Origin of the sequence: Bacteroides pyogenes DSM 20611 = JCM 6294, assembly GCF_000428105.1 — a bacterium.
Taxonomy (GTDB): domain Bacteria; phylum Bacteroidota; class Bacteroidia; order Bacteroidales; family Bacteroidaceae; genus Bacteroides; species Bacteroides pyogenes.
Window position 1 is genome coordinate 59,310 of sequence record NZ_ATZH01000014.1, and the last position, 16,697, is coordinate 76,006.

Sequence of the window (16,697 nt, forward strand, 5' to 3'; positions counted from 1 at the left end):
TGCACTTTGCTATCTAAGCTGCAAAAATAATAAAAAAATACGGAGCGCTGCGTTCATTCAATCCTTTTTTGTTACCTTTGCAATTCAAAACAAAGCTGATTATGGAAAAAGAGAGCCAAACGATATTTGACAAGAATGTGATTGAATTCGTTACCGTAGCCGCAGAATTTTGCGCATTCCTCGAACGTGCCGGCGAAATGAAGCAAAGCACTTTTATCGACACATCGCTTAAAATTCTGCCTCTGCTCTATCTCAAGGCTTCCATGCTTCCAACAGTCGAAACGATAGGTGATGAAGCTCCCGAAACGTACGTGACCGAAGAGATATACGAAGTGCTCCGTCTGAACTTGGCGGAACTGATGGGAGAAAAAGACGATTATCTCGATGTTTTTGTTGAAGACATGGTATACAGCGATCAGCCTATCAAAAAATCCGTATCGGAGGATTTGGCGGATATCTATCAAGACATCAAGGATTTTATCTTTGTATTCCAACTCGGACTAAACGAAACGATGAACGATTCTTTGGCTATTTGCCGGGAAAGTTTCGGTATGCTGTGGGGACAGAAACTTGTAAATACACTCCGCGCGCTTCATGACGCTAAATACAATCAAGCGGACGAAGAACATTGTCACGATGAAGATTGCCATTGCCACGATTGAGAAATAGAAAAATGATAGTAAGAAGAACCATTAATAAAGACGAAGTCAGAGAACTGCCTAAAGCCGTTTTCCCGGGACAGATTCATGTCATCCGGTCGGAAGCGGAAACGATAAAAGCAGTAACCTATCTACAGTCGAAGTCTGTTTTGGGCATTGACAGCGAAACGCGCCCATGCTTTAAAAAAGGGCAGTCGCACAAAGTAGCGCTTCTTCAAATTTCGTCCGAAGAATGTTGTTTCCTGTTTCGCCTCAACATAACCGGATTGTCTCAACCTCTGATCGATTTATTGGAAAACCCGGAAGTTATCAAAGTCGGTCTCTCTCTTAAAGACGACTTTATGATGTTGCACAAACGGGCTCCGTTTCATCAGCAAAGCTGCATCGACTTGCAAGACTATGTGCGTCCTTTTGGAATACAGGATAAAAGTCTGCAAAAAATCTACGCCATCTTATTCAAAGAAAAGATTTCCAAATCGCAACGGTTATCGAACTGGGAAGCCGACGTATTGAGCGACAGCCAGAAACAATACGCTGCCGTCGACGCTTGGGCATGTCTCAACATCTACAACTTGCTGCAAGAGTTGAAACGAACCGGAAATTATAAGATAGCCCTTGAACCTGAAGAAAAAAACATCTCATAAACATCGAAAAATAAGCCAGCATGCATAAAGTATACCTCAAGCCGGGTAAAGAAGAGTCGCTCAAAAGGTTTCACCCCTGGATATTCTCCGGCGCAATCTCCCGTATCGACGGAGAACCCGAAGAAGGCGAAGTGGTAGAAGTATATACTTCGAAAAAGGAATTTATAGCCGAAGGTCACTTCCAAATCGGCAGCATTGCCGTTCGTGTACTCTCGTTCCGGCAAGAACCCGTGAACCGGGAATTCTGGAAACATAAGCTGGAAATAGCTTATAACATGCGTTGCAGCATCGGAATTGCCACCAATCCGGAAAATGACACATACCGGCTTGTGCATGGTGAAGGCGACAATCTGCCAGGACTGGTGATTGATGTCTACGCGAAAACCGCCGTTATGCAAGCTCACTCCGCAGGAATGCATGCAGACCGCATGGCTATTGCCGAAGCTCTTTCGGAAGTAATGGGTGATAAAATCGAGAACATCTATTACAAGTCGGAAACAACGTTGCCTTTCAAAGCCGACCTTTTCCCCGAAAACGGATTTCTGAAAGGAGGAAGCCACGACAATATCGCACAAGAATACGGACTCAGGTTTCATGTAGACTGGCTGAAGGGACAAAAAACGGGATTCTTTGTCGACCAACGGGAGAACCGCTCGCTGTTGGAACGCTATGCCAAGAACCGTTCGGTATTGAACATGTTCTGCTATACCGGCGGATTCTCGTTCTATGCCATGCGGGGAGGCGCCCAATTGGTACATTCGGTAGACAGCTCGGCCAAAGCAATCGATCTGACGAATAAGAACGTGGAATTGAATTTTCCCGGCGATTCTCGCCATGAAGCTTTTGCAGAAGATGCGTTCAAGTTCCTCGACCGGATGGGCGACCAATATGATTTGATCGTACTCGACCCTCCTGCTTTCGCCAAACATAAAGACGCTTTACGGAACGCGCTGCAAGGCTATCGCAAATTAAACGCCAAAGCTTTCGAAAAAATCAAGTCGGGCGGCATTCTGTTTACGTTTTCCTGCTCGCAAGTCGTCACCAAAGACAATTTCCGTACGGCTGTCTTTACTGCGGCAGCCATGTCGGGACGCAGTGTCCGCATTCTGCATCAGCTGACACAGCCTGCCGACCATCCGGTAAACATATACCATCCTGAAGGAGAATACTTGAAAGGATTGGTATTATATGTGGAGTAAAAAGCATTCAATTGTTATTTAAGGTTAACAATCGGCATTTTTAAATCGATATATCATGTTTTAAAACATAAAACACTTATCTTTGCACTGTGTTTTTCATGGTATTAGATTTAAGGTTAATAAAGATTGGCTGTCTGGGATAGATAGCCTTCTTTTTTTATATACCTCTTTCCTATATACCCTCTACCTAAAAAACTTTCACATTTAGCAAAAATAGATCTATCTTTAAGCAAACGCGTTTTTTGTTCTTAGGCAAATAGCTTTTGCCGATGCAACCCTTTTCAGACCAATTCTCCCCTCAGAGTAATTTTTCGGAAAGCTAAAACCGGATATGCCGAATATTACCCCAATTTTGACAAACGCAGTCGCTACAAAATGCCGGACTCTTTCATCATAAAATCTCAGGTACCGACAAGCCGACACGATTTTATTCTTAGTATGATACGGATTTATCAGAAAAAGCATAAAGAAGAGCGCCTCTTTAGAAGCTTTTTCCCGATTATTTGTCCACCCAATCGATGAATATATTATATTTGCATCTCATTAATTCACTAAATAGAGAAACACAAATAAGAAAATTATGAGTATCAAAGTTCGTTTGATCATTATGAACTTCCTGCAATTTGCGGTATGGGGTTCTTATCTGACTTCCATGGGAAGCTATCTGGCAAACATCGGAATGGGAGAAAACATCGGTCTCTTCTATGCCATGCAGGGAATTGTATCTTTATTCATGCCCGCCATATTAGGAATCATTGCCGACCGATGGATTCCCGCACAAAAACTGTTAAGCATCAGCCATTTTCTGGCAGCATTCTTCATGGTATTGGCAGGTTATTACGGTATGACCGCCGAACCCCAAGTCAGTTTCCCGGTTTTATTTAGCTTATATTCATTAAGTGTCGCTTTTTATATGCCTACCCTTGCGCTTTCGAACTCGGTGGCTTATACAGCGCTCGATCAGGCTGGTCTTGATACCATCAAATACTTTCCCCCGATCCGTATATTCGGAACCATCGGCTTCATCTGTTCCATGTGGGCTATCGACCTGCTCGGCTTACAGACCAGTTACGGACAATTTTATGCATGTGCCGTCATCGGTTTCATTTATGGAATATACGCATTGACATTACCTCATTGTCCTGTCAGCCACAACAATCAAACCAAATCGTTGGTCGAAGCCTTGGGATTACGCGCTTTCACATTGTTCAAAAGCAAGAAAATGGCCATTTTCTTTATTTTCTCCATGCTTTTGGGAGTATCTTTACAGATTACCAACGGATTTGCCAACCCGTATATCAGCAGTTTCGGTTCCATCCCCGAATACGCGAATACCTTTGGAGTGCAACACGCCAATATCCTTATTTCGCTCTCGCAAGTGTCCGAAACTCTGTGCATTCTGCTCATTCCTTTCTTTCTGAGTAAATTCGGAATCAAGAGAGTAATGCTGATAGCCATGCTGGCGTGGGTATTGCGGTTCGCTTTATTCGGTTTCGGCAACCCGGGAAGCGGAGTGTGGATGTTTATCCTTTCCATGCTTGTATACGGAGTAGCGTTTGATTTTTTCAACATTTCAGGCTCTCTGTTTGTTGATAGAGAAACAGACATCGGCATCCGTTCCAGCGCACAAGGGCTATTTGTCATCATGACCAACGGTTTCGGAGCCACAATCGGAACTTTGGGAGCTCAAGCTGTCGTAAACCGTTTTGTCGACTTCAACAGTGCAGCTCCCCAAACAGAAGGTTGGGCTTCTGCATGGTTCGTATTTGCCGGATACGCATTGACCGTAGCCGTTCTGTTTGCAATCATATTCAGGTACAAACATCAACCGGAAACAGCTAATAAAAAATAAAGAATGAACAACAAGATAGAATTACAAGTAATAAGCATCACCAACAGCCAAGCTCAGATAGGCGCGTTTGCCATGCTTCTGGGTGAAGTAAACGGAGAGAGACAGCTGCCTATCATCATAGGGCCTGCCGAAGCTCAAGCGACTGCTTTATACTTGAAAGGTCTTCAGACTCCCCGTCCGCTGACGCACGACTTGTTCACGGCTGCCATCAACGTACTTGGAGCCAATCTGCTCCGCGTTTTGATTTACAAGGCTGAGGAAGGCATTTTCTATTCTTACATTTACTTAAAAAAAGAGAACGAAATTATTCGCATGGATGCACGAACTTCAGATGCAATAGCGTTGGCGGTACGCGCCGGGGCTCCCATTCTTATCTATGAATCGATTCTTGAAAAAGAGTGTCTGCGCATCCCTGAAGAAGAGAAAGAACACCAAGAAGAGGGAGGAAATAAAGGAAAAGAAACTCAGGAAGAAAGCATTGAAGCACTACAAGACGCATTGGAGCGAGCGATAAAGAGCGAGGATTACGAATTGGCCGCCAAATTACGCGACCAGATCCGCTTAAGAAATCAAAACCAGTAACCATGCACCTATTTTATACTCCTGACATATCACACAACAACGAGTTGCCGGAAGAAGAAGCGCAACATTGTATCCGCGTATTACGGCTGAACATCGGAGACGAAGTGACTCTGACCGACGGAAAAGGCTGTTTCTACAAAGCTGAAATATCGGCGGCAACCCACAAACGTTGCCTGGTAACAGTAAAAGAATCCATCCCCCAACCTCCTCTCACTCTTTGCCGCATCCATATTGCTATGGCACCGACCAAAAACATGGACCGGAACGAATGGTTTGCCGAAAAGGCGACAGAAATAGGAATAGACCAACTTTCCTTTCTCTGCTGCCGTTTCTCCGAACGGAAAGTCATTAAAACCGAGCGCATTGAAAAGATTCTGGTGTCGGCGATGAAACAATCGCTCAAAGCATACCTCCCAAAACTCAACGAGATGATGGAATTCGACAAGTTCATCGCACAGGATTTTAAAGGACAGAAGTTTATCGCCCATTGCTACGAAGGTGCAAAGCCTCAGCTGAAACATATCTTGAAACCCGGCGAAGACGCCATAGTCTTAATCGGGCCCGAAGGAGATTTCAGCGAAGAAGAGGTGGAAAAAGCCATAAACAACGGATTCATTCCTGTTAGTTTGGGAAGATCGAGGCTCAGGACGGAAACGGCCGCATTGGTGGCTTGCCACACACTAAACCTGCTTAACCAATAAGCAATATACAAACTTTTAAAAACACACGGTATGAAAAAGAAATTAATCGCAAAAATCTCAGCATTGGCTATCCTGATTGTATTCTTTACAGCCTGCTCTAAAAAGGTAGAATATACTAACGCAATACCGGCGGACGCTTCCTTCGTGGTTTCCATCGACCTGAAATCTTTGATTGACAAAACGGGAATAGACAACAAAGAAAATGAATCCGTCAGACAAAAAATAGTAGAATCTTTGAAGAGCGGACTTGATGCCTCAGCTTTTCAACATGTGGAGAAGATCATAAAGAATCCGCAAGAATCGGGGATCAATATAAAATCTCCGGTCTATATATTCAAGTCTCCAACCTTCAATGAACCTGTACTTCTGGCCGAAATCAGCAATGAAGACAAACTCCACAAATCGTTGGAATACATGGAGAAAGAAAATATATGCCAACCGGTTTCCGAAACAGACGGATATTGCTTTACGACCTTCAAAAAGGAGCTGATAGTTTTCAACAATTCCGCAGTAATGATGACATTGGGGCGAAGTTCATCGCAAACGGAAAGTGTTCAGAAAAGACTTGCAGCTTTATTAAAACAGTCTGCGGAACAAAGCATTCACCAATCGGAAGCTTTCCGGAAAACTTCGGAGCGGAAAGAAGATATCAAACTCATGGCTTCGATGGAAACTCTTTCTGCAAAGAACGAAAAATTATTTTCTCTTGGAAGCCCGACCGGTATCGACCCCAGACAAATTACAGTAATAAGCGGACTGAATTTCGAAAAAGGAAAAATCAGCCTTAAAACAGAGAACTACACCGAAAACGATACCATACAAGCATTTATTAAAAAGCATAACAATACATTTATTAAACCGAAAGGTGTTTTCAATAAATACTTTCCGGCTTCCACCTTGATGTTTATTACCTTTGGGGTAAAAGGAGACCAACTATATGAACTGCTAAATATCGAGAATCTATCATTGGGCGAAACAGAAGAAATAAAAGCAATAGTCGACTCGTTCAACGGTGATATTACCGCCGGGCTGATCAATGTCACCATGGAAAACACCCCCGCCTTTATGGCTTATGCGGAAGTGAGCGACAACAATGCCGTTCAGAGGCTATATGCAAACATACAAAAAATGAACTTGAGAAAAGGGAGCGATATTCTGCAATTGGGGAAAAACGAATATGTGTATAAGTCGAAAAACATGAAGATCTTTTTCGGTGTGAAAGACAAGCAAATGTATGCAACCAACGACGAGATGCTATATAAAAGAATAGGTAAAGCTGCCGAAAAATCTGTCAAAGATGCTGTTTACGCGTCTGAAATGAAAGGCAATCCTCTATACATGGCAATTAACGCAGAGGCAATAGCAGACCTTCCTTTGGTTAAAATGATAATCAGCTTCAACAGCAAAGAGGCCCAAACGCTATCCGGTTTACTCGCCGGAACCTCGCATCTATCGGTCTCTTTCGAAAGAGAGACTTCCGATATCACCCTTCATCTGAAAAACAAAAACGATAATGCCTTGAAGCAAATAGTAGAATTTGCCAAACAATTCGCCGGCATGTAATTGATCAGAGATGAACAGTATCCACCTCAGGCAAACACTTCCGGAAGTGTTTGCCGACCGCAATTCAATCCATTCCGACATCTGGCATCGGGACTTTACGTTCCGCAAAGGTGAAACTTATTTGATAGAAGCCGCTTCCGGAACCGGCAAATCTTCTCTGTGCAGCTACATTTACGGTTATCGGAACGATTACCAGGGGATTATCTGTTTCGACGAAAGCAACATCAAGAGTTACACGGTGGAGCAATGGTGCAATATAAGAAAGCATTCTATAAGCATGCTCTTTCAAGACCTGAGGCTTTTCAGCGAACTTACCGCTTTTGAGAACATACAATTGAAAAACAAGCTGACCGGCTGGAAAAAGAAGAGGGAGATACTGTCATTATTCGAAACTCTACGCATAGGGGATAAGATACATGTAAAGGCCGGCAAGCTCTCGTTCGGACAGCAACAACGGGTCGCTTTCATCCGCTCGCTCTGCCAACCGTTCGATTTTATCTTTCTGGATGAGCCAACCAGCCATCTGGATGATGAAAACAGTGAAATAATGAAAGAAATCATTCTTTCGGAAGCCGGCAAACAAAAAGCGGGAATCGTTATCACATCCATAGGAAAGCATCCGGAACTTCCTTACGGCCAGAAAGTTCTCCTTTAAGAACATCTCCCGATAAGAATAACTTCCGCATATGATAAACATTTAATAAATAATTGATGAACAGACTTGTCTGGAAATTACTCCGCCAACATATCAGCATCGGGCAGCTCGGCAGCTTTATCATGGCCAACATTTTCGGCATGGTAATCGTCTTGCTCAGTGTACAATTCTACAAAGACGTTCTTCCCGTATTTACCGAGGGAGATAGTTTCATGAAGAAAGATTTCATCATAGCCACCAAAAGAGTCAGCACACTCGGTTCGCTGGCCGGGAAAAGCAGTATGTTCTCTCCCCAAGAAGCAGAAGACCTCAAGAAACAACCATTTACAAAAAGAATGGGCATGTTTACCCCTTCCCAATTTCAGGTATCTGCCGGGATAGGCATGAAAGGGACAAGGATTTACATCAGTACGGATATGTTTTTCGAGTCGGTACCCGATGAGTTTGTCGACGTCAAACTCGACAAGTGGCAGTTTCATCCCGACACACGTCTCATTCCCATTATCATCCCACGCAATTACCTGAATCTGTATAATTTCGGATTCGCCCAAAGCCGTAACCTTCCTCAACTGTCGGAAGGATTGATGAGTCTCATTCAAATGGATATTACGATACGTGGTAACGGTAGAGCAGAACAATACAAAGGAAACATCATCGGCTTTTCCAATCGTTTGAATACAATCTTGGTTCCTCAATCTTTCATGAGTTGGGCAAACAACAACTTCTCTCCCGATAAAGAGCCTCGCCCCAACCGACTTATCATCGAAGTGAACAACCCGGCAGATGCAGCCATTGCCGAGTACTTCAAAAAGAACGGTTACGAAGCAGAAGACGGGAAGCTCGACGCAGGCAAGGCAACACACTTTCTGCGACTGATCACGGGCATTGTGCTGGCAATCGGCTTGGCAATCAGCCTGCTTTCTTTTTTCATCCTGATGCTAAGCATTTACCTGTTGCTCCAAAAGAATACGGATAAACTGGAAGACCTCATGCTCATCGGATACAGCCCCCAAAAGATAGCGCTCCCTTACCAGCTGCTTACCGTAATACTGAATGCTGTCGTGCTGATTATATCCGTTGCAATTGTAATTTGGCTGCGGACATATTATATAAGTTCCATTCAGTCTCTTTTTCCTCAGATGCACAAAGGTTCCATGTGGCTGACCGCCGGTACAGGCATCGTATTGTTTCTCACCGTATCGATCATCAACATTCTGATTATCAAACGCAAGGTCATTGCAATCTGGTTTCGGAAGAAATAGCATCCCTTATTGCCCCTTTCTTTTTTCCTTTTCATTCAAAAGCAAAAAAAGAAAAGAAATATTTGTGCATAAGGAATAAAAAGAGTAATTTTGTGCCCGATTATTCCGCAACGGGTTCGTTCAAGAGCTCTTTAAGTGATTTAAAGACCACCCGCCGGAGCTAACTAATACATTTAAGACAGAAATGTACGCAATTGTAGAAATCAACGGCCAGCAGTTCAAAGCAGAAGCCGGAAAGAAGTTGTTCGTTCACCACATCCAAGGCGCGGAGAACGGAGCAACAGTAGAGTTTGAGAAAGTTCTTTTGGTAGACAAAGACGGAAATGTGACGGTAGGCGCTCCTACAGTAGAAGGCGCAAAAGTTGTTTGTCAGGTTGTTTCAAGCCTGGTAAAAGGCGACAAAGTGCTTGTCTTCCACAAAAAAAGAAGAAAAGGTTACAGAAAACTGAACGGTCACCGTCAGCAGTTCACAGAGTTAACAATTACAGAAGTAGTAGCTTAATCAATTTAAAAAAGTAAGAAGAAATGGCACATAAAAAAGGTGTCGGTAGTTCTAAGAACGGCCGCGAATCACACAGCAAGAGATTAGGCGTTAAAATGTTCGGTGGCGAAGCTTGCAAAGCCGGTAACATCATCGTTCGCCAAAGAGGAACAGAATTCCATCCGGGTGACAACATCGGTATGGGTAAAGATCATACGCTTTTCGCTTTAGTAGATGGTACAGTAAAGTTCAAGGTAGGTAAGGAAGACAAAAGATACGTTTCTGTAATTCCTTCGACAGAAGCATAACTGTATCATATCCAAATAACAGATTAAAAAGGGGCTGTCCAAACAAAGTCGGATAGCCCCTTGCTGTTTATAATAAACACGACAAACTTTGGAAAACGCCCCGGTCGGGCAAGTAGAATCATAGAAAATATCCCATTTTAGTCTCGTTTCTATCGTTTTTGAGTATCTTTGCATTTCAAAACATAGTTCATAAAAAGTTTACGATATGCTTACCATCAAACAAATTACGGAAAACACGGAAGCAGTGCTCCGCGGATTGGAAAAGAAACATTTCAAACATGCAAAAGAGACGATCGAAGAAGTAATCTCACTCAACGATAAAAGACGTAGCACACAAAATCAATTGGATAAAAATCTTGCGGAGGTGAACTCGCTGTCGCGCACCATCGGCGGATTGATGAAAGAAGGGAAAAAGGAAGAAGCCGAAGCGGCACGGACACGTGTGGCCGAGCTGAAAGAAGTTAACAAAGGATTGGACGCAACCATGACACAGGCCGCCGCGGATATGCAGGAGTTGCTCTATACCATCCCCAACGTCCCCTATGAGGATGTGCCCGAAGGAACGGGAGCCGACGACAACGTAGTGGAAAAGACGGGCGGTATGCAGCATGAGCTGCCGAAAGACGCTCTCCCTCATTGGGAGTTGGCAAAGAAATACGATTTGATCGATTTCGACCTCGGCGTAAAAGTCACCGGAGCAGGCTTTCCTGTGTATAAAGGAAAAGGTGCCCGGCTGCAACGCGCGCTTATCAATTTCTTTCTGGACGAGGCACGTGAATCGGGGTATACGGAAATCATGCCTCCCACCGTTGTCAACTCCGCGTCGGGCTATGGCACGGGGCAACTTCCCGATAAGGAAGGACAAATGTATCACTGCGAAGCGGACGACTTATACCTGATTCCAACGGCAGAAGTCCCCGTAACGAATATCTATCGCGACGTGATTCTGGAAGAAAAACAACTGCCGGTTAAAAACTGTGCTTACACGCAATGCTTCCGTCGCGAGGCAGGTTCTTACGGAAAAGATGTACGCGGATTGAACCGTTTGCACGAATTTTCAAAAGTAGAGCTTGTACGTATAGACAAGCCCGAACACTCACGGGAATCTCACAAGGAAATGCTCGACCACGTTGAAGGCTTGTTGCAAAAGCTGGAACTTCCCTACCGCATCCTTCGCCTCTGCGGAGGCGACATGAGCTTTACAGCTGCTCTTTGCTTCGACTTCGAAGTATATTCCGAAGCGCAGAAACGCTGGTTGGAGGTAAGCTCGGTATCCAACTTCGACACCTATCAGGCCAACCGCCTGAAATGCCGGTATCGCAGCGCGGAAAAGAAAACCGAACTTTGCCATACGTTAAACGGTTCGGCGCTGGCTTTGCCGCGTATTGTCGCCGCCCTGCTCGAAAACAACCAGACTCCCGAAGGAATCCGGATTCCCAAAGCGCTGGTTCCTTACTGCGGATTCGAGATGATCGACTAAATTAAAAGGCACGGGCCGAAGGCGATAAGCCGTTGCTTCCCGGGCAAACCGAATGTTTTGCCGGCGTGTTGCCGTCGCAAGCAGCTATCGGAAGGCAACGGACTTCCAACAAACCTAATATATTGCCGGTGTATCAATCACTTTCGCCACATCGCGCAGAGAAATATGCTTGCAACAAAGCTTACATATTGCCGGCGACACATAAAATCAGAGAAAAGGAAGTGTTTGACGAAAAGTTTCCATATCTTTGCAGCAATTTATCATTCTGAAATAAAAAACGTAATAAATCAAACAAATTAATTCATAATGAATAAAATCATTAGCAAAAGACGTTTTTCTGAAAAAGTGTTTCAATTCGAGATTGAAGCTCCTTTAATAGCGAAATCCCGCAAAGCGGGACATTTCGTTATCGTGCGTGTAGGCGAAAAAGGCGAACGTATGCCCTTAACCATTGCCAAAGCCGATGTAAAGAAAGGCACCATCACGCTGGTTGTACAGGAGGTAGGACTCTCCTCCACCCGCCTTTGCGAGCTTAATGAGGGCGATTACATCACCGATGTGGTAGGTCCGCTCGGACAAGCCACCCACATCGAGAATTTCGGAACAGTAGTATGCGCGGGCGGCGGTGTCGGCGTAGCTCCGATGCTTCCTATCGTACAAGCGCTGAAGGCTGCCGGCAACAGGGTAATCACGGTATTGGCAGGACGCAGCAAGGATTTGATCATTCTGGAGCAGGAAATGCGCGACAGCTCCGACGAAGTGATTATCATGACCGACGACGGCTCGTACGGACGCAAAGGACTGGTGACGGAAGGGGTGGAAGAAGTCATCAAACGGGAAAAAGTAGACAAATGCTTTGCCATCGGTCCTGCCATCATGATGAAATTCGTCTGCCTGCTGACAAAGAAATATGAAATTCCGACGGACGTCTCGCTGAACACCATCATGGTAGACGGAACGGGCATGTGCGGCGCATGCCGTATCACGGTGGGCGGAAAGACAAAGTTCGTTTGTGTAGACGGTCCGGAGTTCGACGGACACCAAGTAGACTTCGATGAAATGCTGAAACGCATGGGAGCCTTTAGAAGCATCGAACACAGAAAAATGCAGAAGCTGCATCCCGAAACGAAATGCAAAGCCATCGAGGAGGAAGACGAAACAAGCAGAAACGCGGCTTGGCGACAAGAATTGCGCAAAGCGATGAAAGCCAAAGAACGGACTGCCATCCCCCGTGTGGAAATGAACGAATTGGATCCGGAGTACCGCTCGCGCAGCCGCAAGGAAGAAGTAAACCTCGGCCTCACCGAAGAGCAAGCTCTGACCGAAGCCAAACGCTGCCTCGACTGCGCCAACCCCGGCTGCATAGAAGGATGCCCCGTAGGAGTCGACATTCCCCGTTTTATCAAAAACATAGAGCGCGGCGAATTTCTGGAAGCAGCCAAAACACTGAAAGAAACAAGCGCGCTTCCCGCCGTATGCGGCCGTGTGTGCCCTCAGGAGAAACAATGCGAATCGAAATGTATCCACCTGAAGATGAACGAACAACCCGTAGCCATCGGATATCTCGAACGTTTTGCCGCCGATTACGAGCGCGAAAGCGGAGAAATATCCGTCCCTGCCATCGCAGAGAAAAACGGAATCAAGATAGCCGTCATCGGCTCCGGACCGGCGGGCTTGTCTTTTGCCGGCGACATGGCCAAATACGGATACGACGTCACCGTATTCGAAGCGTTGCACGAAGTAGGAGGCGTACTGAAATACGGCATCCCGGAGTTTCGGTTGCCCAATAAGATTGTCGACGTCGAGATAGACAACCTCGCAAGAATGGGAGTCACATTCCTGAAAGACTGCATTGTGGGAAAAACAATCGATATCGAGGAGCTGAAAAAAGAAGGCTTCAAGGGATTCTTCGTGGCTTCAGGCGCAGGATTGCCCAATTTCATGAACATACCGGGCGAAAACTCCATCAATGTGATGTCGTCCAACGAATACCTGACACGTGTGAATCTCATGGACGCCGCAAGCGAAGACTCCGACACTCCCGTCACCTTCGGCAAGAATGTGGCGGTAATCGGCGGGGGAAACACGGCGATGGATTCGGTACGAACCGCAAAAAGACTCGGAGCGGAACGCGCCATCATCATCTACCGCCGTTCGGAAGAAGAAATGCCGGCACGCATAGAGGAAGTAAAGCACGCCAAAGAAGAAGGTGTAGAGTTCCTCACGCTGCACAATCCCATCGAATATATCCCCGATGAACAAGGATGTGTAAAACAAGTGGTGTTACAGAAAATGAAACTGGGCGAGCCCGATGCTTCCGGACGCCGCAGCCCCGTGCCCATCGCCGGAGCCATTGAGACCATCGACATCGACTTGGCGATTGTCAGCATCGGCGTTTCTCCGAATCCCATCGTGCCGAACTCCATCAAGGGGCTTGAATTGGGACGGAAAGGAACCATAAACGTGGATGAAAACATGGAGTCGTCCATTCCGATGATTTACGCCGGAGGAGACATCGTGCGCGGGGGCGCTACGGTGATTCTCGCCATGGGAGACGGTCGTAAGGCCGCTGCATCCATGCACAGGCAACTACAGGAACAGAAGCTCCGATAGTTTTTTGCCGCAATCCGGCAACACACATGGCCCGACGCATGGAATGCTTTCGGGGAATGGGAGAATAGATAAAGCAGCGCGGCATATCGCAATCGGGTGTATCGACACACGAAATATGCCGCGCTGCTTCTTTTTTGGAAAATACGGACAGGTTGCAGAGTTTCCCCGGTGGGAAACTTTATTTTCCCCGTGGGGAAACTTTTGTGGCAACAGCGGGAAACTTTTGTTTCCCCAGTGGGAAACTTTTGTGGCAACAGCGGGAAACTTTCGTGGCAACAAAGCGGAAGCTCCGTTCAAGCCAAAGAGAGGCTCTGTTCAAGCCAAAGAAAGGCTCTGTTCGGGCCAAAGAGAGGCTCTGTTCAAGCCAAAGAGAGGCTCCGTTCAAGCCAAAGAGAGGCTCGTTCGGGCAAAGCGGAAGTTCCCCTGCACAAGCGCCTTTACCGAAGCTACCGCAACGGGCATGGCAAGCCCCCTTCTATTTCACCACTTTATTGGTGAGCGGATCGGGGAAAATCACCGTAGGTTTAAACGTTTTCGCTTCCTCAAAGTCCAACAATGCGTACGACATGATAATCACAATGTCTCCGGGCTGCACTTTCCGCGCCGCGGCGCCATTCAGACAAACCTTGCCGGAGCCGCGTTCGCCCTTGATAATATAAGTTTCAAAGCGTTCGCCGTTATTATTGTCGGCAATGTATACTTTTTCTCCGGGAATCATGTTCGCAGCATCCAGCAGGTCTTCGTCGATGGTAATGCTACCCATATAATTGAGATTGGCCTCTGTGACACAGGCACAATGAATCTTCGATTTCAACACTTCTATCATCATAATGCGTTGTTTTAAAATAAAGTTGTAAAAATCAGTTGTATTTGATATTGTCGATTAGCCGGACATCTCCGCAAAACACGGTTATGCAGCCCACCGCATAAGCGGTATCTTTCCAATCGTTTATCTTTTGCAGCGTATCTCCGTCCACGATTTCAAAATACTCCAAACGAAGCCCCGGCGAGGAAGCTATCGCCTCTTCAACCATCTTGCAGGTCTCCGCAACCGGATGGGACGAAGCGAACGAACGGCTTGCGAACAGCGTGCGGGAGATATTCAACGCATTCCCCCGTTCTTCCGTAGAAAGACGCGAATTACGGCTGCTCAGCGCCAAACCGTCCTGCTCGCGCACGATGGGACACCCCACAATCTCCAGTTTATAACCCATCTGCCGCACCATCTCGCGGATAATCGCCAATTGCTGGAAATCTTTCTCCCCGAAATAAGCCCGATCGGGCGTTACGGCATCGAACAGTTTGCTCACAATCTGGCACACCCCGTTGAAATGTCCGGGACGAAAAGCTCCCTCCATCACCGTATCCAGCGGCGCATAGCTGAATTTACGCGTATCAGGCCGGGGATACATCTCCTCCACCGAAGGAACAAAAGCAAATGTAGCGCCGCATTCTTCCAGCAAACGGCAGTCGGCCTCTACAGTGCGCGGATATTTAGCCAAATCGTTCTTATCGTTAAACTGAGTAGGATTCACAAAAATACTCACTACAGTCACAGCATTTTCACTTACACTACGCCTTACCAGTGATGCATGCCCTGCATGCAAGGCACCCATGGTGGGCACCAATCCAACCTTCTTACCTTGAGCTTTCAGGACCTCCAATTCAGTCTGTAAGTCCTTGATAGTGTGTACAACTTTCATCTCTGTTTATAAGTTTACGTTCAAATCGTTTGCAAAAACTCTGCAAAATAAACTAATATTTGCCACATAAAGAAAGAATATCATATTTAATGTTCTTTTTTTTTGCTATCTTTGCAGAATATTATAGAGAACTATTGTTGATTATGACAAAGGCGAATAAAGTTTTATTTATTACACAAGAGATTACACCCTATGTACCCGAATCGGAAATGGCCAATATAGGTAGAAACCTTCCACAGGCAATTCAAGAAAAAGGCCGTGAAATCAGAACTTTTATGCCCAAATGGGGAAATATCAATGAACGCAGGAATCAACTCCATGAGGTGATTCGTTTGTCGGGCATGAATCTGATTATCGATGACACCGATCATCCTCTCATCATCAAAGTGGCTTCTATCCAATCTGCCCGCATGCAGGTATATTTCATAGATAATGACGACTACTTTCAAAACCGATTGCAAACAGTAGATGAAAACGGTGTGGAATATAACGACAACGACAGTCGCGCTATATTCTATGCCCGCGGCGTGCTGGAAACGGTGAAAAAACTGCGCTGGTGCCCCGACATCATCCACTGTCATGGCTGGATGACGGCATTGGCTCCTCTTTACATCAAAAAAGCATATAAGGACGAACCTTCGTTCCGCGATGCGAAAGTCATATTCTCAGTATACGAAGACGATTTCAAAAACACATTCAATGAGGATTTTGCCGCCAAAATGATGCTGAAAGGAATATCCAAAAAAGATTTGTCGTCATTGAACGGAGCGACGGATTATGAGACTCTCTGCAAATTAGCGGTAGACTATTCCGACGGAGTGATTAGAAATAGCGAAAAAGTAAACGAGACTATAATTGATTACGCCCGTCAATCAGGCAAGCAGATACTTGATTATCAAAATGAAGAAAACTATGCGGACGCTTGCAACGAGTTTTACGATCAGGTATGGGAAGCGACTGCGAAAAAAGAAGAATAACAAAACCCTAACATACGA

The 16,697-nt window shown here is 45.6% G+C and carries 16 protein-coding genes; 14 read left to right on the forward strand and 2 right to left on the reverse strand.

Annotated elements, in window-relative coordinates; genetic code table 11:
* Positions 1-101: 101 nt before the first annotated feature.
* The 13 genes from C234_RS0104795 (at position 102) to C234_RS0104860 (ending at position 13,999) form a co-directional block, all read left to right on the forward strand.
* Positions 102-662, forward strand: coding sequence for a DUF5063 domain-containing protein (locus C234_RS0104795; protein WP_027324841.1), 561 nt, complete (start codon positions 102-104; stop codon positions 660-662).
* 11 nt (positions 663-673) lie between these two features.
* A complete protein-coding gene (locus C234_RS0104800) occupies positions 674-1,303 on the forward strand; it encodes a 3'-5' exonuclease (RefSeq protein ID WP_027324842.1) in 630 nt (209 codons plus the stop codon).
* Between the two features lie 20 nt (positions 1,304-1,323).
* Positions 1,324-2,502 (forward strand): class I SAM-dependent rRNA methyltransferase, encoded by a 1,179-nt coding sequence (locus tag C234_RS0104805; protein WP_027324843.1) that lies wholly within the window; start codon positions 1,324-1,326, stop codon positions 2,500-2,502.
* 580 nt (positions 2,503-3,082) lie between these two features.
* Positions 3,083-4,354, forward strand: coding sequence for a nucleoside permease (locus C234_RS0104810; protein WP_027324844.1), 1,272 nt, complete (start codon positions 3,083-3,085; stop codon positions 4,352-4,354).
* Between the two features lie 3 nt (positions 4,355-4,357).
* Positions 4,358-4,936 carry a bifunctional nuclease family protein gene (locus C234_RS0104815; RefSeq protein ID WP_027324845.1) on the forward strand — a complete coding sequence of 193 codons (579 nt, stop codon included), beginning with the start codon at positions 4,358-4,360 and terminating at the stop codon, positions 4,934-4,936.
* 2 nt (positions 4,937-4,938) lie between these two features.
* Positions 4,939-5,637, forward strand: a complete 699-nt coding sequence (locus C234_RS0104820; RefSeq protein WP_027324846.1) for a 16S rRNA (uracil(1498)-N(3))-methyltransferase — start codon at positions 4,939-4,941, stop codon at positions 5,635-5,637.
* A 30-nt stretch (positions 5,638-5,667) separates the two neighbouring features.
* Positions 5,668-7,200, forward strand: a complete 1,533-nt coding sequence (locus C234_RS0104825) for a DUF4836 family protein (RefSeq protein WP_027324847.1) — start codon at positions 5,668-5,670, stop codon at positions 7,198-7,200.
* Between the two features lie 10 nt (positions 7,201-7,210).
* Complete coding sequence (locus C234_RS0104830) at positions 7,211-7,855, forward strand: ATP-binding cassette domain-containing protein (RefSeq protein WP_027324848.1); 645 nt, start codon at positions 7,211-7,213, stop codon at positions 7,853-7,855.
* Positions 7,856-7,911: 56 nt separating this feature from the next.
* Entirely contained in the window at positions 7,912-9,117 is a 1,206-nt protein-coding gene (locus C234_RS0104835) for a cell division FtsX domain-containing protein (RefSeq protein WP_027324849.1), read from the forward strand.
* A gap of 184 nt (positions 9,118-9,301) precedes the next feature.
* Positions 9,302-9,619, forward strand: a complete 318-nt coding sequence (gene rplU / locus C234_RS0104840) for a 50S ribosomal protein L21 (protein WP_021646573.1) — start codon at positions 9,302-9,304, stop codon at positions 9,617-9,619.
* 23 nt (positions 9,620-9,642) lie between these two features.
* On the forward strand, positions 9,643-9,906 hold the full coding sequence (rpmA, locus tag C234_RS0104845) for a 50S ribosomal protein L27 (protein WP_021646572.1): 264 nt from the start codon (positions 9,643-9,645) through the stop codon (positions 9,904-9,906).
* Between the two features lie 205 nt (positions 9,907-10,111).
* A complete protein-coding gene (gene serS / locus C234_RS0104850; protein ID WP_021646569.1) occupies positions 10,112-11,386 on the forward strand; it encodes a serine--tRNA ligase in 1,275 nt (424 codons plus the stop codon).
* Between the two features lie 306 nt (positions 11,387-11,692).
* Entirely contained in the window at positions 11,693-13,999 is a 2,307-nt protein-coding gene (locus C234_RS0104860) for a bifunctional dihydroorotate dehydrogenase B NAD binding subunit/NADPH-dependent glutamate synthase (protein ID WP_027324851.1), read from the forward strand.
* 475 nt (positions 14,000-14,474) lie between these two features.
* Here the strand turns inward: C234_RS0104860 and panD are convergent, their stop codons facing one another.
* The gene (panD, locus tag C234_RS0104865) at positions 14,475-14,828 is read right to left on the reverse strand and encodes an aspartate 1-decarboxylase (RefSeq protein WP_021647251.1); all 354 of its coding nucleotides are present in this window, start codon (positions 14,826-14,828) and stop codon (positions 14,475-14,477) included.
* 31 nt (positions 14,829-14,859) lie between these two features.
* On the reverse strand, positions 14,860-15,702 hold the full coding sequence (gene panC, locus C234_RS0104870; protein ID WP_027324852.1) for a pantoate--beta-alanine ligase: 843 nt from the start codon (positions 15,700-15,702) through the stop codon (positions 14,860-14,862).
* Between the two features lie 143 nt (positions 15,703-15,845).
* Between panC and C234_RS0104875 the strand changes: the two genes are divergently transcribed.
* The gene (locus tag C234_RS0104875) at positions 15,846-16,679 is read left to right on the forward strand and encodes a glycogen/starch synthase (protein ID WP_027324853.1); all 834 of its coding nucleotides are present in this window, start codon (positions 15,846-15,848) and stop codon (positions 16,677-16,679) included.
* Positions 16,680-16,697 lie beyond the last annotated feature (18 nt).

Bases quoted from the DNA above. Each gene is read 5' to 3' on its own strand.
- C234_RS0104795 (WP_027324841.1), top strand. From the start codon at position 102: ATGGAAAAAGAGAGCCAAACGATATTTGACAAGAATGTGATTGAATTC.
- C234_RS0104800 (WP_027324842.1), top strand. From the start codon at position 674: ATGATAGTAAGAAGAACCATTAATAAAGACGAAGTCAGAGAACTGCCT.
- C234_RS0104805 (WP_027324843.1), top strand. From the start codon at position 1,324: ATGCATAAAGTATACCTCAAGCCGGGTAAAGAAGAGTCGCTCAAAAGG.
- C234_RS0104810 (WP_027324844.1), top strand. From the start codon at position 3,083: ATGAGTATCAAAGTTCGTTTGATCATTATGAACTTCCTGCAATTTGCG.
- C234_RS0104815 (WP_027324845.1), top strand. From the start codon at position 4,358: ATGAACAACAAGATAGAATTACAAGTAATAAGCATCACCAACAGCCAA.
- C234_RS0104820 (WP_027324846.1), top strand. From the start codon at position 4,939: ATGCACCTATTTTATACTCCTGACATATCACACAACAACGAGTTGCCG.
- C234_RS0104825 (WP_027324847.1), top strand. From the start codon at position 5,668: ATGAAAAAGAAATTAATCGCAAAAATCTCAGCATTGGCTATCCTGATT.
- C234_RS0104830 (WP_027324848.1), top strand. From the start codon at position 7,211: ATGAACAGTATCCACCTCAGGCAAACACTTCCGGAAGTGTTTGCCGAC.
- C234_RS0104835 (WP_027324849.1), top strand. From the start codon at position 7,912: ATGAACAGACTTGTCTGGAAATTACTCCGCCAACATATCAGCATCGGG.
- rplU (WP_021646573.1), top strand. From the start codon at position 9,302: ATGTACGCAATTGTAGAAATCAACGGCCAGCAGTTCAAAGCAGAAGCC.
- rpmA (WP_021646572.1), top strand. From the start codon at position 9,643: ATGGCACATAAAAAAGGTGTCGGTAGTTCTAAGAACGGCCGCGAATCA.
- serS (WP_021646569.1), top strand. From the start codon at position 10,112: ATGCTTACCATCAAACAAATTACGGAAAACACGGAAGCAGTGCTCCGC.
- C234_RS0104860 (WP_027324851.1), top strand. From the start codon at position 11,693: ATGAATAAAATCATTAGCAAAAGACGTTTTTCTGAAAAAGTGTTTCAA.
- panD (WP_021647251.1), bottom strand. From the start codon at position 14,828: ATGATGATAGAAGTGTTGAAATCGAAGATTCATTGTGCCTGTGTCACA.
- panC (WP_027324852.1), bottom strand. From the start codon at position 15,702: ATGAAAGTTGTACACACTATCAAGGACTTACAGACTGAATTGGAGGTC.
- C234_RS0104875 (WP_027324853.1), top strand. From the start codon at position 15,846: ATGACAAAGGCGAATAAAGTTTTATTTATTACACAAGAGATTACACCC.